The 25,744-nt window shown below is 73.0% G+C and carries 19 protein-coding genes; 5 read left to right on the top strand and 14 right to left on the bottom strand.

Features of this window, described 5'->3' with window-relative positions:
* Positions 1–4: 4 nt before the first annotated feature.
* From J8N05_RS25950 to J8N05_RS25915, 8 genes are all read right to left on the bottom strand, one after another.
* A complete protein-coding gene (locus J8N05_RS25950; protein WP_210886553.1) occupies positions 5–958 on the bottom strand; it encodes an ABC transporter permease in 954 nt (317 codons plus the stop codon).
* Positions 955–2,526, bottom strand: coding sequence for an ABC transporter substrate-binding protein (locus tag J8N05_RS25945; RefSeq protein ID WP_407699928.1), 1,572 nt, complete (start codon positions 2,524–2,526; stop codon positions 955–957). Before J8N05_RS25945 ends, J8N05_RS25950 begins: the two co-directional genes overlap by 4 nt.
* Before the next feature lie 91 nt (positions 2,527–2,617).
* Positions 2,618–3,403, bottom strand: coding sequence for a class I SAM-dependent DNA methyltransferase (locus J8N05_RS25940; protein WP_210886551.1), 786 nt, complete (start codon positions 3,401–3,403; stop codon positions 2,618–2,620).
* Entirely contained in the window at positions 3,400–4,638 is a 1,239-nt protein-coding gene (locus J8N05_RS25935) for an MFS transporter (RefSeq protein WP_210886550.1), read from the bottom strand. The genes J8N05_RS25940 and J8N05_RS25935 overlap by 4 nt, the downstream gene beginning before the upstream one ends.
* Positions 4,635–5,726, bottom strand: coding sequence for a dipeptide epimerase (locus tag J8N05_RS25930; protein ID WP_210886549.1), 1,092 nt, complete (start codon positions 5,724–5,726; stop codon positions 4,635–4,637). Before J8N05_RS25930 ends, J8N05_RS25935 begins: the two co-directional genes overlap by 4 nt.
* Complete coding sequence (locus tag J8N05_RS25925; RefSeq protein WP_210886548.1) at positions 5,723–6,808, bottom strand: PLP-dependent cysteine synthase family protein; 1,086 nt, start codon at positions 6,806–6,808, stop codon at positions 5,723–5,725. Before J8N05_RS25925 ends, J8N05_RS25930 begins: the two co-directional genes overlap by 4 nt.
* Complete coding sequence (locus tag J8N05_RS25920; protein WP_210886547.1) at positions 6,805–7,656, bottom strand: Rossmann-like domain-containing protein; 852 nt, start codon at positions 7,654–7,656, stop codon at positions 6,805–6,807. Before J8N05_RS25920 ends, J8N05_RS25925 begins: the two co-directional genes overlap by 4 nt.
* Positions 7,653–8,909 carry an ATP-grasp domain-containing protein gene (locus J8N05_RS25915; RefSeq protein WP_210886546.1) on the bottom strand — a complete coding sequence of 419 codons (1,257 nt, stop codon included), beginning with the start codon at positions 8,907–8,909 and terminating at the stop codon, positions 7,653–7,655. The genes J8N05_RS25920 and J8N05_RS25915 overlap by 4 nt, the downstream gene beginning before the upstream one ends.
* Positions 8,910–9,271: 362 nt before the next feature.
* On the opposite strand from J8N05_RS25915, the gene J8N05_RS25910 reads away from it, so the two are divergent.
* Both J8N05_RS25910 and J8N05_RS25905 read left to right on the top strand, forming a co-directional pair.
* On the top strand, positions 9,272–10,018 hold the full coding sequence (locus J8N05_RS25910; RefSeq protein ID WP_210886545.1) for an SAM-dependent methyltransferase: 747 nt from the start codon (positions 9,272–9,274) through the stop codon (positions 10,016–10,018).
* Between the two features lie 187 nt (positions 10,019–10,205).
* Positions 10,206–10,955 (top strand): peptidoglycan-binding domain-containing protein, encoded by a 750-nt coding sequence (locus tag J8N05_RS25905; protein WP_210886544.1) that lies wholly within the window; start codon positions 10,206–10,208, stop codon positions 10,953–10,955.
* Positions 10,956–10,968: 13 nt separating this feature from the next.
* On the opposite strand, the gene J8N05_RS25900 is transcribed toward J8N05_RS25905, so the two are convergent.
* A complete protein-coding gene (locus J8N05_RS25900; RefSeq protein ID WP_210886543.1) occupies positions 10,969–14,256 on the bottom strand; it encodes a glycoside hydrolase family 78 protein in 3,288 nt (1,095 codons plus the stop codon).
* Between the two features lie 187 nt (positions 14,257–14,443).
* Between J8N05_RS25900 and J8N05_RS25895 the strand changes: the two genes are divergently transcribed.
* Positions 14,444–17,104, top strand: coding sequence for an ATP-binding protein (locus tag J8N05_RS25895; RefSeq protein WP_210886542.1), 2,661 nt, complete (start codon positions 14,444–14,446; stop codon positions 17,102–17,104).
* Positions 17,105–17,217: 113 nt separating this feature from the next.
* Entirely contained in the window at positions 17,218–18,615 is a 1,398-nt protein-coding gene (locus tag J8N05_RS25890) for an FAD-binding oxidoreductase (protein WP_210886540.1), read from the top strand.
* A 97-nt stretch (positions 18,616–18,712) separates the two neighbouring features.
* Here J8N05_RS25890 and J8N05_RS25885 read toward each other — a convergent pair whose 3' ends face one another.
* From J8N05_RS25885 to J8N05_RS25875, 3 genes are all read right to left on the bottom strand, one after another.
* Entirely contained in the window at positions 18,713–19,522 is an 810-nt protein-coding gene (locus J8N05_RS25885) for an SAM-dependent methyltransferase (RefSeq protein WP_210886538.1), read from the bottom strand.
* A 104-nt stretch (positions 19,523–19,626) separates the two neighbouring features.
* Positions 19,627–19,872 carry a DUF397 domain-containing protein gene (locus J8N05_RS25880; RefSeq protein ID WP_210886535.1) on the bottom strand — a complete coding sequence of 82 codons (246 nt, stop codon included), beginning with the start codon at positions 19,870–19,872 and terminating at the stop codon, positions 19,627–19,629.
* A gap of 3 nt (positions 19,873–19,875) precedes the next feature.
* Complete coding sequence (locus tag J8N05_RS25875; RefSeq protein ID WP_210890384.1) at positions 19,876–20,697, bottom strand: helix-turn-helix domain-containing protein; 822 nt, start codon at positions 20,695–20,697, stop codon at positions 19,876–19,878.
* A gap of 420 nt (positions 20,698–21,117) precedes the next feature.
* Here J8N05_RS25875 and J8N05_RS25870 point away from each other — a divergent pair, with 420 nt between their 5' ends.
* Entirely contained in the window at positions 21,118–21,867 is a 750-nt protein-coding gene (locus tag J8N05_RS25870) for a DUF6624 domain-containing protein (RefSeq protein ID WP_308286850.1), read from the top strand.
* 74 nt (positions 21,868–21,941) lie between these two features.
* On the opposite strand, the gene J8N05_RS25865 is transcribed toward J8N05_RS25870, so the two are convergent.
* Positions 21,942–22,298 carry a hypothetical protein gene (locus tag J8N05_RS25865; RefSeq protein ID WP_210886531.1) on the bottom strand — a complete coding sequence of 119 codons (357 nt, stop codon included), beginning with the start codon at positions 22,296–22,298 and terminating at the stop codon, positions 21,942–21,944.
* A 243-nt stretch (positions 22,299–22,541) separates the two neighbouring features.
* Positions 22,542–25,652, bottom strand: coding sequence for an ATP-binding protein (locus tag J8N05_RS25860; RefSeq protein ID WP_247706485.1), 3,111 nt, complete (start codon positions 25,650–25,652; stop codon positions 22,542–22,544).
* Positions 25,653–25,744 lie beyond the last annotated feature (92 nt).

Genomic DNA, 25,744 nt, shown 5'->3' with positions numbered 1-25,744 from the left:
GCTCTCACGCGGCCACCTCCGCCCGTGGCGCGAACCGGTGGGTGACCAGATCGGCCCCCAGGTTCAGCACCACCGTGATCACCCCGAAGACCACCGCGAGCCCCTGCACCACGGGCACGTCCCGTTCGGACACGGCGTTCATCAGCACGGTTCCCAGGCCGGGGATCACGAACAGGGCCTCCACGACGATCACCCCGCACAGCAACCAGTCGACGGTACGGGCGAGTTGCTGAGCGGCCGGTGCGACCGCGTTCGGCAGGGCGTGCGCGTACCGGACCCGGGCGCCCGGAATCCCGTACCGCCGGGCATGGGCGACGTACGGCGAGGCGAGCGCGTCGATCATTCCGGCGCGCACCAGCCGGGACAGTGAGCACACCGGGCGGGAGAGGAGGACGAGCACCGGCAGGACCAGCGCGGCCGGATGCGCGAGCAGATCCGTGCCGTAGCCGACCGCCGTCGGCGGCAGCCAGTCGAGCCGCAGCGCGAACACCGTCACGAGGAGCACCCCGAACGCGAACTCCGGTACCGCGTACACCCCGAGGGTCACCGCACTGACCAGCCGGTCCACGAACCGCCCCTCGAACCGTGCGGCCAGCACCCCGAGCCCCACCCCGACCGGCACCAGCAGCACCACGGTGAGCGCGGCGAGCAGCAGCGTCGGCCCGAAGGCACCGGAGAGGTACGAGGTGACGGGCCGCCCGGAGGCCAGGGAGGTGCCGAAGTCGGCGTGCAGGAGCCCGGCCGCCCAGTCGGCGAACCGTTCGTACGCCGGCCGGTCCAGGTCCATCGCCTCGCGGATGGCGGCGATGCGCGCCGGGTCGGGCTGGTCCCCGGCGAGGGCCACCGCCGCGTCGCCCGGCAGCGCCTCGGTGAGCGCGAAGACCAGCAGCACCACGGCCACGGTCTGCACGCCGCCGAGCAGCAGCCGCCGGGCGGCCCAGGAACCGAGTCCGCTCACGCCAGCCAGACCTTGTCGAACCGCGCCCAGTCGAGCGTGTTGGCGGGCGCCTTGCGGTCAACACCCCTGACCGTACGGGCGGTTCCGATGATCCAGTCGGCGAACCCCCACACCAGGAAGCCGCCCTCGGCGTACAGTCTGCGCTGCATCCGGCCGAACACGGCGGCGCGATCCTCGGCGTCCTTCGTGGCCTGCGCCTGCTGGTAGAGCGCGTCGAAGTCCTTGTGGTGCCACTTGGTGGCGTTGGTGGTGGAGTCGGTGAGGAGGCGCTGCGAGATGTGCGCCTCGATGGGCATGGCTCCCGAGCGGTAGCAGCACAGGGTCCCGGAATCGAGGATGTCGGCCCAGTACGAGTCCTTGCTGCCCATCCTGACCTCGACGGTGACACCGGCCTGCGCGGCCTGGTCCCGGAAGATGCCGGCCGCCTCGGTGAACCCGGCCGCGACCGCCGAGGTGTCCAGGGTGACCTTCAGCTTCTCGGCGCCCGCCTGCTTGAGGAGGGAGCGGGCCCGGTCGAGATCCTGCTCGCGCTGGGGCAGCCCGTCGGCGTAGTACTCGTACCCCTTCCCGAAGAGGTCGTTGCCGACGACGCCCGCCCCGGACAGCGCCCCGTCGATGAGTTCCTGGCGGTCGGCGATGAGGAAGAACGCCTCCCGGACCCGCTTGTCGTCGAAGGGCGCCCGGTCGGTCTTCATGGCGAAGGCCTGCATGGCGCTGTTGCGCAGCCGGACGATCTCGATCCGGCCCCTGCCCTCGTGGGCGCGGGCGGTCGTCGGGTTCAGCTCATGGGCGTACTCGACCTGCCCGCCGAGCAGGGCGTTGACCCGCGCGGACTCCTCGTTGGCGACGACGAACTCCACCTCGTCGAGGTACGGGGCGCCGTCCCAGTGGTCGTCGTTGCGCCGGAAGACCGCCGAACGGCCCGGCGCGAACGACACGAAGCGGAACGGCCCCGAGCCGACCGGCTTCCTGTCGAAGTCGGCCGCGGAGGATCCGTCGGGGACGATGTACGCGCCGAACGCGGCGAGCACATTGGGGAATTCGGCGGTCGGCCGCTTGAGCACGAACTCCACGGTCCGCTCGTCCACGGCCCGGCTCGCCCTGAGGTCGATGGGTTCGAGGGACGCCTTGGCCCGGAACGTCTTCTCGGGGTCGGCGATCCGGCGGTAGCTGAAGAGGACGTCCTCGGCGGTGACGGGCTTCCCGTCGTGGAAGTCGGCCTTGCGCAGGGTGACCTTCCAGCGGTCGAGTCCCGCGTTCGGCTCCCAGCCGGAGGCCAGGCGCGGCTGGGCGGAGAGGTCGTCCCCGTAGTCGGCCAGCTTGTCGAAGAGCGCCTTGGCGCGGGCCACGTCGGCGAACAGGTTGGCCAGGTGCGGATCGAGTGTCTCGCTCGCCCCGCCGCCCGCGAAGGCGGCCCGCAGCCGTCCGCCGCGCCGGGGTTTGCCGTCGCCTCCGCCGCTGCTGTCGCCGGAGTCGTTCGAGCCGCCGCAGCCGACGAGGGCCAGGGCGCCGATACCGGAGGCCGCCGTGAGAAAGCCTCTGCGGCGGAGGCCGGGGTGGTCCTGCATGGGCATGTCCTTGCTGTGTGAGGTGGGGAGGTGCATGAGGTGCATGAGGTGCGCATGAGGTGCTCTGTGCGAGGCGGGGAGCGCGGCGCGGTCAGCCAGCCAGGCGTGCCACCACGTGCAGCCGGTCGGCGTCGGCCGCCGTACCGGGCAGGTCGCCCTCCTGCCACGGCGGTTCGGTACGGGGCCCCGGACCGTCGTGCAGCTCCAGCACGGTGAAGCCGTGCGCCGTCAGGAAGTGGCGCAGCTCCTGCGGGAGCAGCAGCCGCCAGGCCGAGCGCTGTTCGACGGGAGCCGAGCCGTCGTCGGTGGTCCAGACGCGGGTACGGCGTAGGAGCTGCGCGGTGCGGTCGATGCGCAGGGTGGTCGTGGAGCGGTAGGAAACGCCCTGCCAGGTGAGGGAGTTGTCCCTGGGCGTGTCCAGCAGGTCGTCGCGGCCGAGGAAATAGGCGCCGTTGCGCATCTCCGCGACGAGGAGCCCGCCGGGAGCGAGGGTCCGGCGGCAGGAGGCGAGAAAGCCGTCGAGGTCGTCGTTGGTGTGGCAGTACAGCAGCGCACTGTCCAGGCACACCACCGCGTCGAACACCTCGGGCCCGAGGGAGAAGTCCCGCAGATCCGCGCGTACGTACCGCGGGCCGGGGTGCCGGTCGCGGGCGTACGCCAGCATCGCCTCGGACAGATCGGCGCCGACGACCGACCTGCCGTCCCTGTGCAGTTGGGCCGCGTCCCGTCCGGTGCCGCATCCCAGGTCCAGGACTTTCGGTCCGGCCCCGTACCGGCGCAGACAGTCCTGTGCCCAGCGCCCGGCCAGCCGTTCGGGATCGGGGAACCTGGCCTCGTACAGCTCCGGGTTGTCGGTCAGCAGATTGCCGCTCGTCATACCGTCGCCTCCACGGCAGGGGCGGGACGTACGGGCAGGGCGCCGAGACGGCGCAGCCAGGTGAAGCCGGCCGCCGACGCCAGCCCGAACACCAGGCAGCAGGCCCAGGGCAGCCAGGCCGCGTCCTGCCGGTCCCCGGCGTCCATGGCCCAGCCCACGGCCGTGTTGCCGACGGCCGCGGCGATCCCCGACACCATGTAGAAGATGCCGAAGTAGGTGCCGGTCAGCTCCGGCCGTCCGAAACCGGGGATCAGCTCCATCACGAAGGGCTGCGCGACCATGACACCCACATAGAGGAGCAGGACGCCCACGAGGACCGGAACGGCGTGCCACCACTCGGGGGAGCCGGCGCCCGACACCAGCATCGGCGGCAGGAAGGCCAGTCCCATCAGGGCGAGTCCGGCGCCGATCGCCCGTCTGCCGTACGGCTTCAGCGCCCGGGTGAGCCGCATCTGCAGGGCGAGATTGGCGAGCGTGCCCACGAGGAAGACCAGTCCGGCCGCGCCGTCCCAGCCCGTGGCCCGGCGGGCCCCGTCGGGCAGCAGCAGATACAGCTGGTTCTCCAGGGTGAACATGCCGACCATGGCCAGCGAGAAGGCGAGGAAGGCGCGGTTGCCGACCACCTCGCGCCAGTCCGCGAGCACACCGCCCGCACTCGGCGGTACCGCCCGCGCGGGCAGCACCAGGGCCTGTGCCACGGTGAGCACCGCGAAGATCCCGGCAGCGCTGAGCGCGGACGCCCGGAAGTCGACGAGCAGCAGCACACTGCCGAGCAGCGGTCCGACCAGCGCCCCGGTGGTCGCGAACACGTTGAACAGCGCGAACGCCTCGGCCTTGCGCTCGCCCGCCTCCTGCGCGAGATAGGTCCGCACGGCCGGGTTGAACAGCGCCCCGGCGAGCCCGCTCAGCACGGACGCGGCCAGCAGCACCACGAGCCCGTCGCCGAGCGCGAACAGCGCGAAGCCCGCCGTGCGCACTCCGCAGCCGGCGATGATCACCCCGCGTGCCCCGAGCCGGTCCGCCGCCGAACCACCGATGAGGAACAGCCCCTGCTGGCTGAGGTTGCGCACCCCGAGGACGATCCCGACGACGGCCGCCGACATGCCCAGGTCCTCGCCCAGATGCGTGGCCAGATAGGGGATGAGCAGGTAGAAGCCGGTGTTGACACCGAACTGGTTGACGAGGAGGAGCCGGATCGCGGGCGAGAAGCCGCGTATCTCGTACAGCGTCTTCACGGACCTGCCGCCTCTCCGGTACGCGGCCTCCGCCCGTCCTTCCCGTGCCCGTCCTTCTCCCGTACGCCGAGTCCGGGCAGCTCACTCGCCCGTACGACGCCGTCGGCGCCGCCGATCCCGGTCCACGGGTCGTCGGCGAGCAGCAGATGCCCGTCGAGGTCGGCCCAGCGGGCGCGGTCGGCGAGGTGCACGGCGGGCGCCAGGCCGAGCGTGCTGGCGGTGAGGCAGCCGAGCATCAGCTCGGTGCCACTGCCGGCGATCAGCTCGGCCATCCGCAGCGCGGCCCGGGGGCCGCCGCACTTGGCGAGCTTGACGTTCACCCCGTGCACCCGGCCCGCCAGACGGCGTACGTCTTCGAACCCGACGGCGTCCTCGTCGGCGATCAGCGGCAGTGGTGAACGCTCGGCGAGCCGTGCCAGCGCCTCCGGATCACCGGGGGCGACGGGCTGCTCGACGGCCTCGACACCCAACTCGGCGTACCGGGGCAGCAGATGGCGGGTCTGCTCGGCGGTCCAGGCGCCGTTGGGGTCGAGCAGGAGCCGGGCGTCGGGCGCGGCGGAACGTACGGCGCGGACGCGGGCGAGGTCGTCCTCGGGGTCCGGTGTGCCGGCCTTCACCTTGACGAGGGCGAAACCGGCGGCCACGAATGCGCGCGCCTGCGCGGCGGCGCGCGGGGCCGGGACGATACCGATGGTACGGGCGGTGGAGGCACTCGGAGCGCTTTCGGCTCCGAGCAGTCGGTGGACGGGGGCGCCGGACCGCTTGCCGCACAGGTCGAGCAGCGCGGCCTCCACGGCGGCGGTGACCGCGGGCGGCCGGTCCTCCGGCCGCCCGTCCCGCGCCGACCAGGCGCGCAACGCGCTCTCCGGGTCGGGGAAACGGCCCAGGCCGCGGCCGGACGCGTACAACTCCTTTTGCAGTGTGGCGGTGTCGAGGCCGTAGTAGACGCTGGTGACGGCCTCGCCGTGGCCGTGCAGGCCGTCGTGCTCGATCGTGAGCCAGACGGCGTCGCGGGCGGTCGTCACGGAACGGGATATGCGCAGCGGCTCGGCGAGCGTGAGCCGTACGGTGCGCAGGGTGGCCTTCACGGGCTCCCTTCCAGGGGGGTGAGCAGAGGGTCGGTCACCGTGGTGCAGCGGACCCAGCCGGTGGCCTCGACGGCACGCGCGTGCGGGATCTCGACGGGGCGGGTGGCGGCAGCGGCCGGGTCGAGGCCGTGGGCCGCCGCGAAGTCGTCGTCGTAGACCGAACCGAGATAGCGGTGGGGGCCGTCGGGGAAGACGGTGGCGACCACGGCACCGGGATGGACCCGGGCCGCCCACGCGGAGACCAGCGCGACCGCGCCCGTGCTCCAGCCGCCGCTGACGAAACTGCCCCGGGCGAGCCGCCGGCAGGCGTCCGCGGCCTCGGCCGGGCCCACCCAGTGCACCTCGTCGAAGGCCTCGTAGGCCACGTTGCGCGGATGGATGCTGCTGCCCAGGCCGCGCATCAGCCGTGGCCTGGCGGGCTGGCCGAAGATGGTGGAGCCGGTGGCGTCCACACCGATCAGCCGCAGCCCGGGCCAGTGCCTGCGCAACGGCCCCGCGATGCCCGCGCTGTGACCGCCCGTGCCGACGCTGCACACCAGCACGTCCAAATGGTCGAGCTGGGTGGCGAGTTCGGCGGCGAGCGAGGCGTAACCGGCGATGTTGTCGGGGTTGTTGTACTGATCGGGCCAGTACGCGTCCGGCAGCGTCCCGAGGAGCTCGCGCAGCCGGGCCAGCCGGGCCGCCTGCCAGCCGCCCACACCTGCGGGCCGGTCGACGAGTTCGAGACGGGCACCGTAGGAGCGCAGCAACTGCCGCATGGACGGTTCGAGTTCGGTGTCGCCGACGAGCACGATGGGGTGCCCCAGGGCCTGCCCGGCGAAGGCGAGTCCGATGCCGAGCGTCCCGGAGGTGGACTCCACCACCGGTGCGCCGGGGCGCAGTTCACCCCGTTCACGGGCGCCGAGCAGCATGGACACCGCCGCGCGGGCCTTCATGCCGCCGGCGGCGAGACCTTCCAGCTTGGCCCAGAAACCCGGCTGCGGGCAGGGCAGATCGGTGGTCACCCGGGCCAGCGGTGTGCGGCCGACCAGGGAGAGCAGATCGGGGTTGGCGGCGAGGGGACGCAGTGCGGCCGTGGTCACAGCGCGGCCTCCGCACCGCGGTAGCGGTGGATGACACCGGGACCGCCGTCCAGCCAGAAGAAGGGGTACGGCTCCGCACACACGGCGCTCACCCCGGCACCGAGGAACCAGGGCAGCACGGCACTGCCGGTCTGCGCGAACATCACCAACTGCTGTCCGCTGCTCAGGGCATGCGTCCGCAGCGACTCGAAGGACCCGTTGCCGAGGGTCATGCCGGAGGCCAGCACGGCGTCACAGCGACCGAGTTCGGCGTGCATGTCGGTCGCGACACGCTCGCCCCACTCCGTCGTACCGCCCTTGAGATCACACGGTATGTACGAGACGCCACGCGAACGCAGCTCCTCCAGAAGGGAGTTGACGACACCGACGACGAGCACGGTCTGCCCCGGCCGGACGTCCAGCAGTTCGACGACGGCCCGCGCCCGGGCCCGGGACTTCTCCAGGGAACTTCCGGCGGGCAGGAGGCAGGGGAGTGCCCCGTGCTCCGGTTCGTGCGGGCGCACATGCATCAGATAGGCGTCCAGCGCCGCCACGCGGACCGACGGGAGCGGATGCTCCAGCAGCCGTGCGATGTCGGCTCCGGCGCAGTCCTCCACCGCACCGTCCGGCAGTGCCCCGGGCTCGACCGCGCACGAGCCGACCGCCCGGCCGAGGCGCAGACTGAGCACCTCGTTGCGATAGCCGCCGCGGCGCCCGTCGTGCCGTACGGCCTGACTCGTGGTGAACGCCACCGCGACACGCAGCCCTCGGGGCTCCGGACCCAGCTCACCGGCGAGAACCCGCCGCACGAGATCGTCGTACGAGACCGGTGCCCGCGTCCGGCCCTGTGCCCGTGCCGGTGTCCTCATCGGGTGGTCACCCGCGGTCGCAGTGCGGACAGCAGTGACTCGACCCGGGCCCGCGCACCGGGCCCTTCGGCGTCGCCCGCCATCACATGGCCGAGGTATTCGTTGTTGCTGCCCGCGGCCTTCACCGTCCGGCCCGGCTCGGCGAGCTGGATCTCCAAGACGCCTTCTGCCGACCGCACTTGGTCGGCCCCCTCGACCGACTCCAGCATGCCCTCGGTGTCCGGCACGAGGAAACCCACGGCCGCGCTGCGGAGCCCGGTGGCGCGGGGCCGCAGGTCGGGGGCGCGGTCGAGAGCCACGTCGACGCAGGCGGCGGCCAGGTCGAGGCCGGTGACGTGACGGACGAGCTCGGTGATGCGGTTACCCGCCGGGCGCGGGTTGACCTCGACGACGCGGGGCCCGGCGGCGGTCAGCCTGATCTCGGTGTGGGCCACGACGGAGTCCAGCCCGAGCGCCTTGATCGCCTGGACGGCGGTGTCCTGGGCGGCCTCGGCGTCGGCCGGGGCGAGCTCGGCGGGGAACATGTGGCCGGTCTCGATGAAGGCGGGCGCCCCGCCGAGGCTCTTGTCGGTCACGCCCACCACGTGTGTCGTACCGGCGAACGACACGGTCTCCACGCTGACTTCGGGCCCGTCGAGGAGTTCTTCGAGGAGGAGCACGGGTGCGCGCAGCTGTCCGCGGGCGTTCAGCGGGAAGTCCGCGATGGCCCGGCAGGCCTCGGTCAGCTCCCGCTCGTCGTCCACGCGCCGTACGAACATGCCCGCGCAGAGGTCGACGGGCTTGACCACCAGCGGGAAGCCCAGCTCCCGGGCGGCCTCCTCGGCCGATGCCCGGTCCGCGCAGACGGCGAACCGCGGGCCGGGAACACCGGCCTCGTCCAGGACGCGACGGGTGGTGTCCTTGCGGCACGCGTTCTCCACGGCCTCGGGCGTCGGCCCGGGAAGCCCCAGCCGTGCGGCGATCCGCGCCACGGTGGGCAGGTAGTAGTCGCAGGAGGTGACCACTCCGTCGAAGCCGAGGGCCTCGTGCAGCCGCTCCACGTGCGGGAGCAGGGTGGCGAGGTCGTTCGTCTCGGCGGTCGTGACGGTGCGGGCCGCGAGCAGGGGATGGGCCGTGCCCTCGGGTGCGGAGCGCAGATAGTGGTGCAGGTCCCGGGTGAGGAAGGTGAACTCGTGCCCACCCTCCCGGATCGCCCGTGGCAGCAGTCTGCTCATCGACCCGACCCAGCTTTCGACCACCAACAGATGAGCCACAACTCTCCTTTCGCGCACTCCGGTTGAGCGTCAGGGCACGCCGAGGAAGCCCCATGGCGGGGCGTGGACGACGTGACCGACGCACACGCTATCGACAATCATTTTCATTGTCATCCGATGGGCCGGACTTTGTTGCCACGTCGGCAAAAACCGCCGGGCCCGGTGAGAACTGCCGGGCCCGGCGAAAACCGTTGGACGCGCGAGGTCCGCCGATCTAGCCTCGGCCGGTCCGGGCGAGTGACGGTTCCTGACGGGTGAGGTGCGAAAGATGACGGTGCAGACGAGCGCGGCCGCGTACGACGGGCTGCGCATTCCGGCCTCCATGACCTTCTCGATCTCCTCGGACCGAAGGAATCCCAGAAGTGGATCTCCCACGTAGCTTCACCGTCCGCGAGAGCGGACACCGCATTCACAACCCGTTCACCAGCGAGAAGCTGGCCGCTCTCGGCCGGGCCCTCGACCCCGCACCGGGCACCGCCGTGCTCGACCTCGCCTGCGGCAGCGGCGAGATGCTGTGCACCTGGGCGCGCGACCACCGGGTGACCGGCACAGGGGTGGACATCAGCACCGTGTTCCTGGCGAAGGCGCGCGCCCGCGCCGGGGAACTGGACGTCGCCGACCGCGTCGACTTCCTGCACGGGGATGCGGCGGGCAATGTCGCCGACGAGCCCGTCGGTATCGCCGCGTGCGTCGGCGCCACCTGGATCGGCGGCGGGGTGGCGGGCACCGTCGAACTCCTGCGCGGGAGCCTCGCCCCCGGCGGGACGATGCTCATCGGCGAGCCGTACTGGCGCCGGGAGCCCCCGGACCGGGCGACCGTCGAGGGCTGCCACGCCGGCAGCAGGGACGACTACCGTTCGCTCCCGGAGCTGGTCGAGCAGTTCGGCGGCCTCGGCTGCGACCTCGTCGAGATGGTCCTCGCCGACCAGGACGGCTGGGACCGGTACGTGGCCGCGCAGTGGCTCAGCATCCGCCGCTGGCTGGACGCCAACCCGGACGACGAACTGGCCGACGAGATGCGCGAGGACCTGGCGAACGGGCCCCTGCGCCATGTCTGGTACCAGCGCGAATACCTGGGCTGGGGCGTGTTCGCCCTGATGGACCGCTGACGCCCGCCGGGTGCGGACCGGCAGGGGCGCACCCGCGCACCGACGGTCCCACCCGGCTCGGCGCCGCGCGCCGGAGTGACAGGGCGCGCGCCGGTCGGGCATCGCGCTCCGGCCCGGCTCCCCGCCGTTGAACCGCCGGGCGGAGTGACCCGTATCCCTCTTCAGTAACCCCCGGAGGGAGAGCAGGTTGTCGACACCGTTCGACCCCGAAGAGTCGCCGCGTCGTTCGGCGCTGGAACCGACCAATGTGCTGCGCCGCCGACAGCCGGGGTCGTTGGCGGATCTGCTGCGGCAGGTGCAGGAGCAGGAGAGGGAACGCGAGCCGGAAGAGGACTACGAGGTCGTCGCCGTACCGGCGGCGGAAGTCGGCGCCGTCGCCGGACCGGCTGCGGAGGGCGTCGGCGAGCCCTGGGTCACGGAGGACGACACGCAGGAACTGCCGCCCGTGGTCGAGGGCGACAGCAAACCGGCGCCGCGCGGGCGCCCGGCCGGAAAAGGGCCGGCCCACGGTCGCAGCACCTTCGTCCGCAGCACGGTGCTCGGTGTCGCCGCGACGCTCGCCGCGCTGGGCGGATTCAGCGCCGCCCTGCTGCTCACCTGGGACAGGGACACCGACGAGGCCGCGCAGGCACCGCCGCCCGCCGCCTCGTCCGCACCTCCCTCCGCGGCGCCCGCACCCCCGGGGCCGGGAGGCGTCGACCCGGACGGCCCCGGCACCCTGCGCGAGGGCGACAGGGGCCCTGCGGTCAGCGACCTTCAGCAACGGCTGCTGCGCATCCCCGACGTCTACAAGGAGGGCACGCCCAGCGGCGTCTACGACGCCACGCTGACAGCGGCGGTGGCCCGCTTCCAGCTCTGGTACGGCATCCGGGGCGACGAGACGGGGGTGTACGGCAACGACACCCGCTCGGACCTGGAGGCCCGGACCGCCTCCTGAGCCGCCCCGCCGCTCAGTCGGCGGCCCGCCCCACGAACTCCCAGCCCCCGTGCGCCACTTCGTACACCACGAACCCGGGCTCCACCCGCACGTACGTCGCCCCTCCCGGAGCGCGTACCGCCGACCGCGTCGCCGCCGGTACGTGCACCTCGGCCGTGGACCCCACCGGGACGCGTACCGAGAGCCGTGTCGAGCCGTCCACGATCGACCAGGCCGCCGAGGCCTCTCCGCGGACGGTGCGGATCGAGGTGCGGGCCCAGTCAACTCCCGTACGGCCGTCGGGGCGCACGGTGAAGGTGCGGTATCCGGCGTCGCCGGGGCGCAGTCCGGCCACGTTCTCGTACAGCCACTGCACGACCGTGCCCTGGAAATAGTGGTCGCGGGAGCGTGAGTCGACCGGCCACATCTCCCACATGGTGTCGGCGCCGTTCTCGAACCAGTAGCCCCAGCTCGGATAGGTGCGCTGGGTGGCGATCGCGTGGGCCACCTCGGGATGCCCCTGCGCGGACAGTTGCCGCAGCAGGACGCTGGTGCCGAGCGCGCCGGTGTTCAGGTGGTTGCCGCGCTCCTCGATGTCGGCGAGGAGCGAGTCGACGACGGAGGCCCGCGCGCCCGGCGGGACCAGTCCGAAGGCGAGCGGTACGCAGTTGTTCGTCTGCCGGTATCCGGGATCCTTGGCCGTGCGGTAGTGGCCGTCCGGGCCCAGGAAGGCCGCGTTGAAGGCCTCCTTGAGTCCGGCCGCGGCCTCGCGATAGCGGGCGGCGACCGCCGGGTCGTGGAGCAGGTCGGCGAGTTCGGCCGTGCCGGTGAGCGCCCGGTGCAGATAGGCCGTGGCGGTGAGCCGGGTGTCCTCCGGCGGGTTGCCGCCGTACCCCGGCGGCAGATAGTCGCCGAGCGCGGTCACGGCCAGCCCGTCCTTCAGCCGCGATATCTCCCAGTCCAGATACCGGGTGAGCGGCGTCCAGTGGTCGCGGGCCAGCCGCTCGTCCCCGTACACGCGGTACATCTCCCGCAGCAGGAACGGGTACACCGTCGTCCACTCCGGGGACGGGCCGAGGTCGCCGTATCCCCAGCCGCCGCTCGGCACGATCACGGGGAGCTGCCCGTCCGGGTTCTGACTGTCTTTCAGGTCGCCGAGCCACTTCGACAGGAAGCGGTGCACGCCGAGCGCGTACGCCATGACGGGCGCGCCCAGCTGCGCGTCCCCGGTCCAGCCGTTCTTCTCGTACATCGGGGTGTCCGTCGGGATGCCGTGCAGGTTGTTGAGGAGCGTGCGCCGCATCGCGCGCTCCAGCTGCTGGTAGAACGGCACGGAGCAGGCGAAGGAACCCGTCGCCTCCACCGGTGTGTGCACGACACGCCCCAGCACCTGCGACGGCTCAGGTTTCGCGGGCAGCCCGCTGACCTGTACGTATCGGAAGCCCTTGTACGAGAATCGCGGCTCCCACACCTCGTCGGCGCCGCCGCCCGCGCACACGTATTCGTCGGTCTGGAACCGGCCGGGGACGTGCCCGGTCTCGGCGTGCACGCTGCCGTCGGACTTCAGTTTCTCGCCGTGGACGAGGCGTACGGTCGTCCCGGCGGGGGCGCGCACGGTCAGCCGGGTCCAGCCGGCCGTCGTGCGGCCCATGTCGACCACGTACACGCCCTCGCTCAACTCCTTCACGGCGACCGGGCGTACGGTCTCGATGATCTGGATCGGGTCGTGGGGCTGGGCGTGCAGCGTGCCCTTCGGGGCGTTCCGGCGTTCCGTCCGCTGCCAGCCGCTGTCGTCGAAGCCTGGGCGGGTCCAGGCCCCGGGTGCCGTGCGGGCGTCGTAACTCTCGCCCGCGTAGAGGGAGTTGGAGCGGGTGGGGCCCTCGGTGATGCGCCAGTCGGCGTCCGTGGTGCGGGAGCCGTCGGGGTGGTCGATCTCCAACTGGCCCAGCAGGCGCGGCTCGTCGTGCCACGGCGGGCGGTGCCAGTTCCAGACGTTCGGCGTCGTCATGCCGAAGAAGCCGCGGCCGAGGGTCACCCCGATCGCGTTGGTGCCCCGGCGCAGGTGGTCCGTCACGTCATGGACGGCGTACAGGACGGTCTCGTCGTAGTCGGTGAAGCCGGGGTCGAGGACCTGGCGGCCGACGCGTTCACCGTTGATCTCGGCGTCGTAGTAGGCGAGTCCGCTGATGTAGAGGCGGGCCCGGGAGACGGGCTTCGTGACGGTGAACTCACGGCGCAGCAGCGGCGCAGGCTGCTCGGGCGCCGCGATCGACACACCGGAGCCCCAGGGGCCCTGCCCGTACGGGGCGAGCACGGCCGCCCCCGGCCACGCGGAATCGTCGAACTCCGGGCGCTGCCAGCCCTGATGCTCGGACTCGGCGCTGCGCCAGCCCTCGCCCGTGACCAGCTCCACCGTCCCCGCCTCCGCGCCCGCCTCCGTCCCGGTCCCGTGCTCCACGAGGAGCCGTACGAGCAGGCCGCCGGGGTTGACCGACGCGTTGCCGCGGTTCGTCGCGAGGGCGGCGACCACCAGACGTCCGGAACCCGCCGCCTTCACCTCCTCGGTGACGTCGAGGAGATGGCCCTGCCGCCAGGCGTCGGTCTGCTCGGCCTGGTGCATCACCTGGACGCCGTCGAGATACAGGGTGAAGTCGTCGTCGGCCGTCGCCAGCAGCGTGGCTCTCCGGATCTCCGGGCCCGCGGGTGCGGTGAGCGCGCCACGGAACCAGCGCGGCCCGTTCGGAGCGTCGTCGGAGGTCGCGCCCGGCGACCAGATCCAGGACGCGCCCTCGAACGTCGGCGGCTCGGGCGCGGCAGCCGCACCGATCCAGAACCCCTGCCAGGAGTCCTTGGACAACGTTGTCTCCCACCAGCGCGGCGCACTCCACGCCGACGGCCGGCCCTCGCCGTCCCAGACCCTGACCTGCCAGTGGTAGCGGGTGCGCGGCTTCAGCGCGGGCCCCGCGTAGGCGATCCCGACACTGCGGTCCGACGCGACCCGGCCGGAGTCCCAGACCGCGCGCTGCCCCTCACGCAGGCCCTTCTCGCTCAACGCGACGCGCACGTGGTACGCGCTCTGCCGGGCGCCGTGCCCCTCGGCCGTCAACTCCCAGGTGAGCCGCGGCTGTTCCACCTCCGTGCCGAGCAGCGTCTCGGCGTACTCGACGGTCGTGCGCTCGACGCGCAGCCTGCCCGGCCGTGCCGCGCCGGCGTCCGGGGCCGGGGCGGCGGCCGCTGTGGTGCCGGAGGCGAGAGCGGCGGAGGCGCTTGCTCCGGCCACCGAACTCCGGAGGAAGGCGCGGCGGTTCCAACCCTTGGTCATGTGGTGTCCCTTGGTTGCGTACGTGCGCGGGTGCGGGTGACGGAGCGAGGGCGTGGCGAGGGGCGGGGGTGGGAGGAGGAGCGGGAGGGAGACGTGCGAGGTGTTTGAAACGTTTCAAACATTCTTGAACGATCCTATGGGTGTCGCTGTGGGGCTTCAAGAGGCGTGCATGTGCCAGCATGGCGCCGTGGACGGGGGGATCCTCGAACGCGAGCACGAGCTGGACCGGCTGGCCTCGGCCGCCAGGGAGGCGGCCGACGGAGCCGGCTGCGTGGTGCTCGTCCACGGCGAGGCGGGCATCGGCAAGTCCAGCCTGGTGAAGGCCATGCCGTCAGTGCTGCCCGCGGCGTCGCGCGTCCTGGTGGGGGAGTGCGACGACCTCGCCACGCGCCGGCCGCTCGGCCCCTTCCGCGATCTCGTCGGCGGTGTCGGCGCGGAACTGGCGCGGGCACTCACGGCGGGCGGCGACCGGCCCCGGGTCTACGACGCGCTGCGGGCGGAACTCACCGCGGCCCCGCACCCCGCCGTCCTCGTCGTCGAGGACGTGCACTGGGCCGACGAGGCCTCCCTCGACGCACTGAGGTTCCTGGTGCACCGGGTGGAACGCCTGCCGGCCGTGCTGGTCCTGACCTACCGCGACGACGAACTGGACCGCCGCCACCCCCTGCACCACCTCCTCGGCCAGGTGTCCCGGGCCGAACGCGTGCACCGCCTGCCCCTGCCCCGCCTCTCCCCGGGCGCCGTGCGCCGGCTCAGCGCGGTGAGCGGCCTGGACCCGGCCGAGGTGTACGAGGTCACCTCGGGCAACCCGTTCTTCGTGGCCGAGGTGGTGGCGGCCGGCGGCACCGGCGCCGTACCCCCGACGGTGGTCGACGCGGTCCTCGCCCGGCTGCGCGACCTGGACGACCGCACCCGGGACGCCCTGGAACAGCTCGCCGTCATGCCCTCCGCGGTCGAACGTCCCCTCGTCGACGCGCTGCTGCCGGACGGCCTCACCGAGCTGGCGGTCGCCGAACAGCGCGGACTGCTGACCGTGACCCCCGAACGGGTCGGATTCCGGCACGAGTTGATCCGCCGGGCCGTCGCCGACTCGCTGCCCGCCGCACGGCGTATCGAACTCAACCGTCAGGTCCTGGCCGCACTCGTCGTGAAACCGGGCTCCGACCCCGCCCGTGTCGTCCACCACGCGGCCCAGGCCGGCGACCAGGAGGCGATCGCACGGTACGGACCCGATGCCGCCCGGGACGCCGCCGGCGCGGGCGCGCACCGGGAGGCCGCGGCCCATCTGCGGCTCGTCCTGCGCCGGCGTGACCGGTTCGACGCGGCCGAACTCGCCGATCTGCTGGAGCGGTTCGCCATCGAGAGCTACACCGTCGCCGACTCCGCGGCCGCCGTGGACGCCGAACAGGACGCGGTCGCGCTGCGCCGCTTCCTCGGCGACACCCGGGCGTTCGGCGCCGACCTGCGCTGGCTCTCCCGTATCCACTGGTGGGCGGGGAACGCCGACGAGGCCCAGCGCGCCGCGCGGGAGGCCATCGCCGTCCTGGAGGAGGCGGGCGACGAACGGCTGCTCGCGCTCGCGCTCAGCAACACCTCCCAGCTCCACATGCTGTCCGAACGCACCGCGCAGGCCGTCGACTTCGGCGAACGCGCGATCCTCCTGGCCCGCCGCACGGGCGACGACGCGATCCTCGCGCACGCCCTGAACAACGTCGGCACCGCCCGCTGGCGCGCCGGAGACCCCCTGGGCCGGGCCCAGTTGGAGGAGAGCCTGCGGGTCGCGCTGGCCGCGGGCGAGGTCGAGCACGCTTGCCGCTCGTACGCCAACCTCATCTGGGCGCTGCTGGAACGCCTCGAATACACCGAGGCCGACCGCTACCTCGGCCCAGGGATGGAGCTGGCCGACCGGGCCGAGCACGTCGGCTTCCTCAGCTATCTCCATGTGGCCATGGGGCTGCGGAAGTTCGCCGCGGGTGCCTGGGACGAGGCGGAGCGGCACGTCGAGATCGGCGCCCAGGACTTCGTCCCCGCCCGCTGCCCCGCGCTGACCGTCCTCGCCCGGGTCCGGGTCCGGCGGGGCCGCGAGGGCGGGGACGAACTGCTCGACGAGGCCTGGGAGATCGCCGTACGCACCCGTGAACTGCAGCGCACCGGACCGGTCGCCGCCGCCCGGGCCGAGGCCGCCTGGCTCCGCGGCGATCACGCGCTGGTGGCCGAACTGGCCGGAGCGGCCTTCGAACAGGCACGACGGCTGGACGTCGTCCCGCACCGCGCCGAACTCGGCCACTGGCTCACCAGGGCCGGACACCCCGTACCGGCGGACGACTCCGGCCACCCGTACGCCCTCCAGACCGCAGGCCGCTGGCGGGAGGCGGCCCAGCTGTGGCACACGGCCGGATGCCCGTACGAGCGGGCCGCCGCCCTCGCCGAGAGCCCGGACCCGGACGACAAGCTCACCGCCCTCACGGCCCTGGACGCCCTCGGCGCCGAACCCCTGGCGCGGCTGGTCCGCGCCGAGCTGCGGCACCTCGGCGTCCGTCACATCCCGCGCGGGCCGCTCGCCGCCACCCGGGACAACCCCGCGGGCCTCACCGAGCGGCAACTGCAGGTCGTGCGGCTGCTGGCCCAGGGCCTGACCAATCCGGAGATGGCCGAGCGGCTCGTGGTGTCGGTCCGTACCGTCGACAACCACGTCGCCGCGGTCCTGGACAAACTCGGTGCCCGCTCGCGGCGCGAGGCCGCCGCCCGCGCCAGGCACCTGGGAATACTGCCGGGCCACGAGAAGGGGGCGAAGGCGGAGACGAAGGCGCGGGACCCGGGCGGACGCGGGAAGCGGCGGCAGACATAGGTAGGCGACGCGGCCGAGCTGAGTGACGGGCACGGATGTCCGGGCGCGGGACACCGGACTAGAACAGGCCCATCGGAGAGGCCCGGACGACGGGGCCCGGATCGGGGGATGCCATGACCGTCACGCCCGCGCAGGCGGCCCGCCAGGAACTCGGCGCGTTCGAGGGCCGGTTGACCAGTCCGGACGACTCCGGTTACCAGGAGGCGCGCGCCGTCTACAACGCGATGATCGACCGGCGGCCGGCCCTGGTGGCCCACTGCGCCGGCGCAGGGGACGTGGCCCGGGCCGTCGGCTTCGCCCGCGACCACGACCTGCCGCTCGCGGTCCGCGGCGGCGGCCACCACGGAGCGGGCCTCGGGACCTGCGACGACGGAGTGGTCGTCGACCTGTCGCCGCTCAAGGACATCGAGATCGACCCGGGCGCCAGGACGGCACGCGTCGGCGCGGGCTGCGTCTGGGGCGAGGTGGACCGCGCCACCCACGCCCACAGGCTGGCCACCCCGAGCGGCATCATCTCCACGACCGGAGTCGGCGGCCTCACCCTGGGCGGCGGCCTCGGCCACCTCAGCCGCAGGTGCGGGCTGACCATCGACAACCTCCTGGAGGCCGACCTCGTCCTGGCCGACGGCACACAGGTGCGCGCGAACGCCGACGACAACGCCGACCTGTTCTGGGCGATCCGTGGCGGAGGAGGCAACTTCGGCGTCGTCACCTCGTTCCGGTTCCGGCTGCACGAGGTGAGCACGGTCGTCGCTGGACCCACCTTCTGGCCCGTCGAGTCGGCCGCCGAAGTCCTCACCGCCTACCGGGACTTCATCCCGCACGCGCCCCGCGAGCTGGGCGGCTTCTTCCTGTTCGGCGCCGTCCCGCCGGCCCCGCCGTTCCCCGAGGAGATCCAGGGACGCAAGGCCTGCGGTGTCGTGTGGTGCTACGCCGGGGACGACGCGGACGCGGCGGCCCGTCTGATGGCGCCCCTGCTCGACGCGCTTCCCGAACCGATGCTGCACGGACCCACGCCGATGCCGCACCCCGCGATCCAGTCGGCCTTCGACGGGCTCTACCCGCCCGGCGACCAGTGGTACTGGCGCGCCGACTTCGTCAACGAGATCCCGGGTGACGCGATCGATCGGCACGCCAAGTTCGGGGCCGAACTGCCCACGCTCAAGTCCACGTTCCACCTGTACCCGATCGACGGCGCCGTCCACGACCACGCCCCGACGGACACCGCTTGGAGCTACCGGGACGCACGCTGGGCCTCGGTGTACGCGGGGGTGGACCCCGACCCGGCCAACGCCGACCTCATCAGGCGGTGGACCGTCGACTACTTCGAGGCCCTGCACCCGTACTCGGCGGGCGGCGCCTACGTGAACATGATGATGGACGAGGGACAGGAGCGGGTCCGCGCCAGCTACCGCGACAACTACGCGCGCCTGGCCCGGATCAAGGCCGACCACGATCCCGGCAACCTGTTCCGGCTGAACCAGAACATCCAGCCGGCCGCACGGTCCTGACGGCCGACCCCACCGACCGTCCGCAGACGGGCCCTGGCGCCGACGGGGGGCGCCAGGGCCCGTGCGGCACGGCCCGTACGGGACCGCCAGGTCCGGGTCAGGGCTTGCGGGCCACGCCTCCGTACACGTCCGTCGGCTGCGGGTCGGTGCCCGGCTCGGGACGCCACAGCGGGCAGGAGACGATCCCGGGCTCCAGCAGCTCCAGGCCCTCGTAGAACGCGGCGACCTGCCGGGGACTGCGCAGCACGTACGGTACGGCGCCGGTGTCGTCGTAGCCCTCCTGGGCCCGCTTCAGCTCGGCGTCGGTGTCGGTGCTGTCGTAGTGCACGAAGTAGCTGCCCGACGGCAGGGCGGCCTGGAGGCGGCGCACGATCGACCTGGCCTCCTCGTAGTCCTGGACGTGCCCCAGGATGCCCATGAGCATCAGCGCGACGGGCTGCTCGAAGTCGAGGATCTTGCCCGCCGCCTCGATGATCCTCTCGGGCTCGCGCAGATCCGAGTCGATGTAGTCGGTGACACCCTCGGGCGTGCTGGTGAGCAGCGCCTGTGCGTGCCGCAGCACGAGGGGGTCGTTGTCCACGTAGACGATCCGCGCCCGGGGCGCCACACGCTGGGCGACCTGGTGGGTGTTGTCGTACGTCGGAAGACCGGTGCCGATGTCCAGGAACTGGCGGATGCCCAGCTCACCGGCGACGAACGTGACCGTGCGGATCAGATAGCCGCGGGAGGCGCGGGCCATCGTCTCGATGTTCGGCGCGATCCGGCGGTAGGCGTCCCCCGCCACCCGGTCGACCTCGTAGTTGTCCTTCCCGCCCATCCAGTAGTTCCAGATGCGTGCCGAGTGCGGCACCGAGGTGTCGATCTTCGACAGGGCGTCCGGGTCGGGGATGCGCTGGCCGTCTGCCATGGGAGATCTCCTGCCGTGCGTCGCCGGACCTCCCAACGTAGCGTCAACTCCGGCTCAGGAGAGCCCTGTTGTCGCGTACGGCCGAGCGTACGGCTTAGCGCGGGTCAGGCGACGAGGAAGTCGGCCCGGCCGGACTTCGCGCCTTCGAGGAAGGCGATCATCTCGTCCCGGGTGTAGACCAGCGCGGGCCCCTCCGGGTCCTTGGACTGGCGGAGGGCGACACTCCCGTCGGGGAGCCGCTTGGCCTCGACGCAACTGCCGCCGTTGGTACCGCTCCAGGGCTTCTCCCAGCCCTCGGTGCCCAGTTCGACGGCGGACGTACCACTCTGGACGGGGTTCATGGACGTCATGGCTCACAACTCCTCACGCAGTTCACCCAGGATGGTCCTGGTCCGGGAGACCGGCTCCGCCTGCACGGACATCCGGTCCAGCACTTCGAGATACGTCACGACGTCGGCGGGCTGGTCCACGTAGACCGAGCCGACGAGGCTCTCGGTGTAGACGACATCGGGAAGTTCGGAGAAACCGAAACGGAAGTAGTGGAACGGGCCGAACGCGCCGGGGTGCGCGCCCACCGAGAAGCGCAGTATCTGGATCCGGACCTTCGGCATGTCCAGGGCCTCGCTCAGCCGGTCGATCTGGGCCCGCATCACCTCGGCGCCGCCCACCGGCCGGCGCAGCACGGTCTCGTCCAGGACGGCCCAGACCGCCGGGGCGTCGGACTTGGCGAGCAGGTCCTGGCGCCGCATACGCAGATCGACGCGGCGGGAGACATCCTCCTTGGTGGCGTTGGGAAAGCCGACGTGCATCAGCGCGGCCGCGTAGTCGTGCGTCTGCAACAGGCCCGGGACGTAGTGCGGTTCGTAGAGACGGATGACGCTGGCTTCGCTCTCCAGGCTCACGTACGCGCTGAACCAGTCCGGCAGCACGTCACGGTAGGAGTACCACCAGCCGGGCCGGTTGGCCTCCCGGGCCATCGTGAGGAAGTCGTCCACCTCCGAGGAGGGGACTCCGTAGGTGCGCAGCAACTCCCTGACGTAGGGGATACGGAGGCCGACCTCGGCCTTCTCCATCCGACGGACCGTCAAAGGGGTGACCTCGATGGCCCGGGCGGCGTCCTCGAAGGAGATCCCCGCCTGTTCCCGCAGGTGCCGCAGGCGCCTTCCGAGGACCATCCGCAGGACGGTCGGCGCGCTGCCGCCGGAGCGGTTGTCGCTCACGTCCTACCTCCCGGAACGCCCGTCACAGCCAAGCAGTGTGCCACGCGGTGGCTGACACAGACAGGGCCGTGCGGATCGTTCTGAAATTATCAGAACGCTTGTTACGAGTTGAGCGCGTACGCAATCATAGGGCGCGAGTGACGTGCCGCACAGTCCGGCGGCCACGGCGCACAACGGCGCTAGGTCGTAGCGCACTTGGCGCCCCGGCGGGCCGGTCGAGCCCGCAGCAGCATGACGCGAGACCTGGATGGCCACCGTGAGTGACGGACAACCGAGGACCCCGGGCAGAGTTCCCGCCGCGGCCGACAAGGCGCCGTGCGCCCTCCGGGCGCGGGAGTTCGGGTACCGGCCCCGTTCGGTGCCGGAGGCGGCGGCATGACGCCCGGCGCGGACGTGTCCGGCTTAGACCCGACCGGCCCCGCCCCCGGCGGACAGGGAAGGACCGCGGCCACGGTCCCCGCGAGCCGTCCACCTCACGACGAACGGGCGGACCGCCTGCCCCACGGGACGGCAGAGACCCACGACGGAGTGGGGGAGACGCGCAGGGGACACGCGTCCGACACGACCGACAAGGACCGCACGGGGCTCGCCCACGACGAGGTGCGGGAGGGCCACCCGACCGTGCTCCCCGCGCTCGCGACCGCCCTCGCCCGTGAACTGGTCCGCCGGGTGGACGAGGACCACCGGGCGACGGGGGAGGCGCACCGCAGTCCCACACCGGCCGCGCGGCACCGCTTGGCGAAGTGCCGTGCGGGCAACGCCGACGCGCTCAGGGCCATCGTCCGGCGCCATGCCTGGCCGACCGCGGACCAGGTCGGCGCGCCCGCCTCGACCGCGGCCCTGATGATCCTGCTGCACGCCCCGGATCTCGCCTTCCAGGTCGTGTGCCGCGACCTGATCGCCCAGGCCGTCGCGGACGGACGCTGCCCGGCGCCGCATCACGCGTACATCGCCGACCACTGCGCCGTGGAACTGGGGCAGCCGCAGTTCTACGGCACCCGTATCGACCCCGTGACCTGCTGTCCGTATCCGGTCCGCCGGCCCGAGACGCTCGACGAGCGGCGCCGCGACGTCGGTCTCGCTCCCCTGGCCGAACAGATGCGGAGCCTACGACTCAGCGGGTGATGCCGTTGGGCCCGACGGGTGAGCCGGCGCCCGCGGTGACCGGGGCGGAAGGGCTTCCCGGCGACGGCGACGGCTTACGGTTCGATACGCAGTTCCCGTTCCTGCTCCTGGTCGCCGGAGACCGCACCCTCCTCGTGGACGGTGAAGGCCGCCGACAGTGTCTCGTCGGCCCGGCGCACCGCTTCCGGGCTGCCCTGCACGGTGACCGTGACGGATGTCGAGAGCTTGTCCGCGCCGGACGACCGCTCGCCCCCGCCGTCCGGCGCGTCGCCGCTGCCGAAGGTCGCCGTGTGGACCGTGGCGGCGCTGTCGCCGGGCAGGACGTCCGGCGGTCCGAAGACGGGTTCGAGCGTGTGGACGACAGCCCGCGCGTCGGCGGCCGAACCACCGGTGAGAGTGAGCGTCAGAGCGAGATGCGTGCCGGACGTCATGAACAGCCACCTTTGCTTGTACGGGTACGGATGCGGGCCGTCCGCTCGGGTAACCGGTTGCCCTGGACACAAACGACGGCTCGGCCCCGCGTGCGCCTGTCTCCATGACACAGCCATCGGCCGGACCCCGCAGCCGCTGCGGCACACGCCCGCCACGCGACGACGCGCCGATCCGCTCGCGGGTCGGCCCGCACGTTCACCCGCCGGTCGGCCCGCCCAGCCCTTCGAGGGCCGGCCCGCCGGTCAGCCCGAGGCGGTCGGTTCCGCCCGGACCAGCCCCTCGCGGTACGCGATCGCCACCGCCTCCGTTCGGCTCGCGGCGCCCAGCTTCGCGAGGATGTTGGAGACGTGCACGCTCGCCGTCTTGCCGCTGATGAACAACTCCTCGCCTATCTGCCGGTTGGTGCGGCCCCGCGCGAGGAGCAGCAGGACGTCGTTCTCCCTGGCCGTCAGCGCGGGAACGCCCTCCGCCGGGGAGGTCTCCGCCAGACGGGCCCGGCGGATCAGCCGCTCCACGTCCTCACGCAACGGCACGGCGCCCAGCCGGACGGCCGTGTCCCGGGCAGCCCGCGCCTGCCCGGCGGCCTCCTCGCGCCGCCCCGCCGCCACCAGGGCCTCCGCGAGCCGGACCCGGCAGCGGGCCTGCTCGTAGACGTCCCCGTAACCGAACGCCTCGACCGCCCTCTCCCAGGCTTCCGCCCTCTCCCGGGCGGCCCCGGTCTCCTCCCCGGCCCGCGGGTCCGGCTCGGCGCGGGCCCGCGCCCACTCGGCCTCCGCGCGCGCCAGCCACGCCCGCCCCTCGGGTCCCTGCGGCGATCCGTCCTCGCCCTCGGCGGCCGTGACCCGGGCCATCCCCACCAGCTCCGCCCCGGTCTCCGACCAGCGCCGCACGCCCTCCTCGTCGTCGGCCAGACGGGCGGCCACGGCCGCGTCCGCCACCGGGGCCAGGGCGAGCGCCGACAGCCGCACCACCACATCGGGCGTCGTACCGGCGTCGTCCACCAGGGCCGCCACGCTCGTACGGACCTGGTCGACGGCCGCCTCCGGGTCGTGGCGCAGGACCGCCGCGTCGGTCAGCAGGATGGCCGCCACCAGGGTGGCCATCCAGTCGAACGGTCCGTCGAGGAGCGCCCGGGCCCGCTCGGCCGCCCCCTGCTCACCGCGCGCCAGCGCCACCGACAGCGCCGGGCCGATCGCGTAGCCGCCCGCCGCGGGCAGCCGCTCGGCGTCGCTCACCGCGGCCTGGACACACGCGTCCCACTGGCCCAGGGAGTAGAGCACCAGGGACCGCAGATAGCGCATCTCCAGCGGATAGGGCGAGGCGAGCAGTCCCGCACGGCCCGCGCGCTCCAGCCCGTCGGAGAGCCAGGTCAGGCATTCGTCCAGGTCACCGGACTCGTACGCGCCGATGGAGAGGTTGAACAGCGCGCGCATCTCGATCGAGGTGTTCCCCGCGCGCCGGGCCAGCTCCCGTGCCTCCCGCAGCCGGGCCCGTCCTTCGGAGGTGGTCCGGCCCGCTCCCTCCAGGCCGACGAGGGAGATCATCAGGTCGGCCCGGGCGTCGGGTACGCCCAGTTCCTCCGCGATGCCCAGGGCCCGGCGGGCCACGTCGCGGGCGGTCGCGTCGTCGCCCACGTACCGCGCCGCCATGACGTGGGTGGACGCGGCCCACACCCACGTACGCGAGGGAGGATCCGCGGGGATCATCGCGAGGGCCTCGCTGCTGTACGTGAACGCGGCGGTCAGGCTGTCGATCCGCATGAGGTTGCCCGCGAGCGTGTAGCGGACCCGGGCGGCCAGTTCGGAGTCCTCGTCGGAGCCCACGCGCGCGAGCGCGGCCCGGGTGAGGGAGACCGCCCGGTGGGTCTCGCCCGCGTGGGCCGCCGCCGCCGAGGCGCGCAGTGTCAGTGTGACCGTGTCGAAGCCGTCGGGCCGTGCGTCGGAGGGCACCGCCGACCACAGGTCGAGGGCGGCCTCTAGATGACGTAGTTCCTCGGCGGGAGCGCGGACCCGCGCCGCGTGGTCGGCGGCCTCCAGCGAGGCCGCCAGCGCGTCGGGCAGGTCATGGCTCTCCCGCGAGTGATGGGCGCGCTCGGCGGCGTACTCGGCGGGCAGGCCCCGCCCGGCCAGTACGTGGGCGAACGCCCGGTGCAGCCGCACCCGTTCACCCGGCAGCAGATCGGCGTACACCGCCTCACGGATCAGGGCGTGCCGGAAGGAGTAGGCACTGTCCCCGCCGGAGCCTCCGCCGGAGCCGGCACCGGAACTCCCATCGGAGCCGGAGCCGGAGCCGGAGTCCCGGCCGGTCGCCCCGCCCGCGACGAGGAGCTGTCGTCCCACGGCCTCGCGCAGCGCCGACTCCAGCTCCTCCTCCGGCAGTTGCACGGCGTCGCGCAGCAGCTCGTGCTCGACGCGGCGCCCGGCGACCGCCGCCGTGCGCAGCACCTGCTGTGCGGTCGGGGACAGTTGCTCGAAGCGGCTGAGCAGCACGTCCGCCAGACCGCTGGGCACGGCGGAGACGCCCCCGGGCGCGGTCTCCGAGGTGGCGGCCAGCAACTCCTCGGCGTAGAAGGCGTTTCCCTCGGCGCGCTCGACGATGCGGCGGATCATGGCATCGGGCACCGGGGCGGTCCGCTGGGACCGGACGAGCCGGGCCACCTCGCCGTCGGGCATCGGCCGCAGCTCCAGCCGCTCGACGGCGGGCAGCCGCACCAACTCCGCGAGCAGGGGCCGCAGGGGATGTCTGCGGTGCAGATCGTCCGCGCGGTACGAGGCGAAGACGGCGAGACGCCGACCGGGCGCGCCGCCCGCACTTCCCGCGCCACCCAGGACGCCCCTGCTGAGCAGGAAGCGCAGCAGGTCGCGGGAGGACTGGTCCGCCCAGTGCAGGTCCTCCAGGACCAGCAACAGCGGCGCGGCCCGGGTCAGTTCGGCCAGGAGCGCGGCCATGCCCTCGAACAGCTGCGGCCGGCCGCCCGCGTCCCGCGCCCCGTCCCCGCCGTGCCCGATCAGCCGGTCGACCACGGGATGCGCGGCCAGCGTGCCGGAGAACCGCTCGTCCCCGGCGAGCACACCGAGGATCTCGGTGAACGGCAGATACGGCAGACCCACGTCACCGAGGTCCACACAGTGCCCCGTGACCACCGTCGTGCCCGCCGCCGCGGCCTGCCCGGCGGCCTCCGCCAGCACCCGGGTCTTGCCGACCCCCGCGTCCCCGGCGACCAGCACGGCGCGTGCCTCACCGGCCCGGGCCCGGTCCAGGACCCGGGTCAGCCGGGCGAGCTCGTCCGCACGCCCGATGAACGGCCCGATGAAGGGTCCGTCGAGCGGCGTGGTGAATGCGGTGGTCGACACGGACCCATCCTGGCACGCGCCACCGACACTTCCCTGGTCCCGGCCCCGCCCCTCCGCCCCCGCCTCCGCCCCGCGACCCCGGCGCGAGGACC

It is taken from the genome of Streptomyces liliiviolaceus (assembly GCF_018070025.1).
Classification (GTDB): domain Bacteria; phylum Actinomycetota; class Actinomycetes; order Streptomycetales; family Streptomycetaceae; genus Streptomyces; species Streptomyces liliiviolaceus.
Note: the sequence above shows the minus strand (reverse complement) of the source record. Positions and strands in the feature narration are given on the sequence as shown.

Bases quoted from the DNA above. Each gene is read 5' to 3' on its own strand.
- J8N05_RS25865 (WP_210886531.1), bottom strand. From the start codon at position 22,298: ATGACGTCCGGCACGCATCTCGCTCTGACGCTCACTCTCACCGGTGGT.
- J8N05_RS25940 (WP_210886551.1), bottom strand. From the start codon at position 3,403: ATGACGAGCGGCAATCTGCTGACCGACAACCCGGAGCTGTACGAGGCC.
- J8N05_RS25870 (WP_308286850.1), top strand. From the start codon at position 21,118: ATGACGCCCGGCGCGGACGTGTCCGGCTTAGACCCGACCGGCCCCGCC.
- J8N05_RS25885 (WP_210886538.1), bottom strand. From the start codon at position 19,522: ATGGCAGACGGCCAGCGCATCCCCGACCCGGACGCCCTGTCGAAGATC.
- J8N05_RS25890 (WP_210886540.1), top strand. From the start codon at position 17,218: ATGACCGTCACGCCCGCGCAGGCGGCCCGCCAGGAACTCGGCGCGTTC.
- J8N05_RS25875 (WP_210890384.1), bottom strand. From the start codon at position 20,697: ATGGTCCTCGGAAGGCGCCTGCGGCACCTGCGGGAACAGGCGGGGATC.
- J8N05_RS25880 (WP_210886535.1), bottom strand. From the start codon at position 19,872: ATGACGTCCATGAACCCCGTCCAGAGTGGTACGTCCGCCGTCGAACTG.
- J8N05_RS25900 (WP_210886543.1), bottom strand. From the start codon at position 14,256: ATGACCAAGGGTTGGAACCGCCGCGCCTTCCTCCGGAGTTCGGTGGCC.
- J8N05_RS25945 (WP_407699928.1), bottom strand. From the start codon at position 2,526: ATGCAGGACCACCCCGGCCTCCGCCGCAGAGGCTTTCTCACGGCGGCC.
- J8N05_RS25920 (WP_210886547.1), bottom strand. From the start codon at position 7,656: ATGAGGACACCGGCACGGGCACAGGGCCGGACGCGGGCACCGGTCTCG.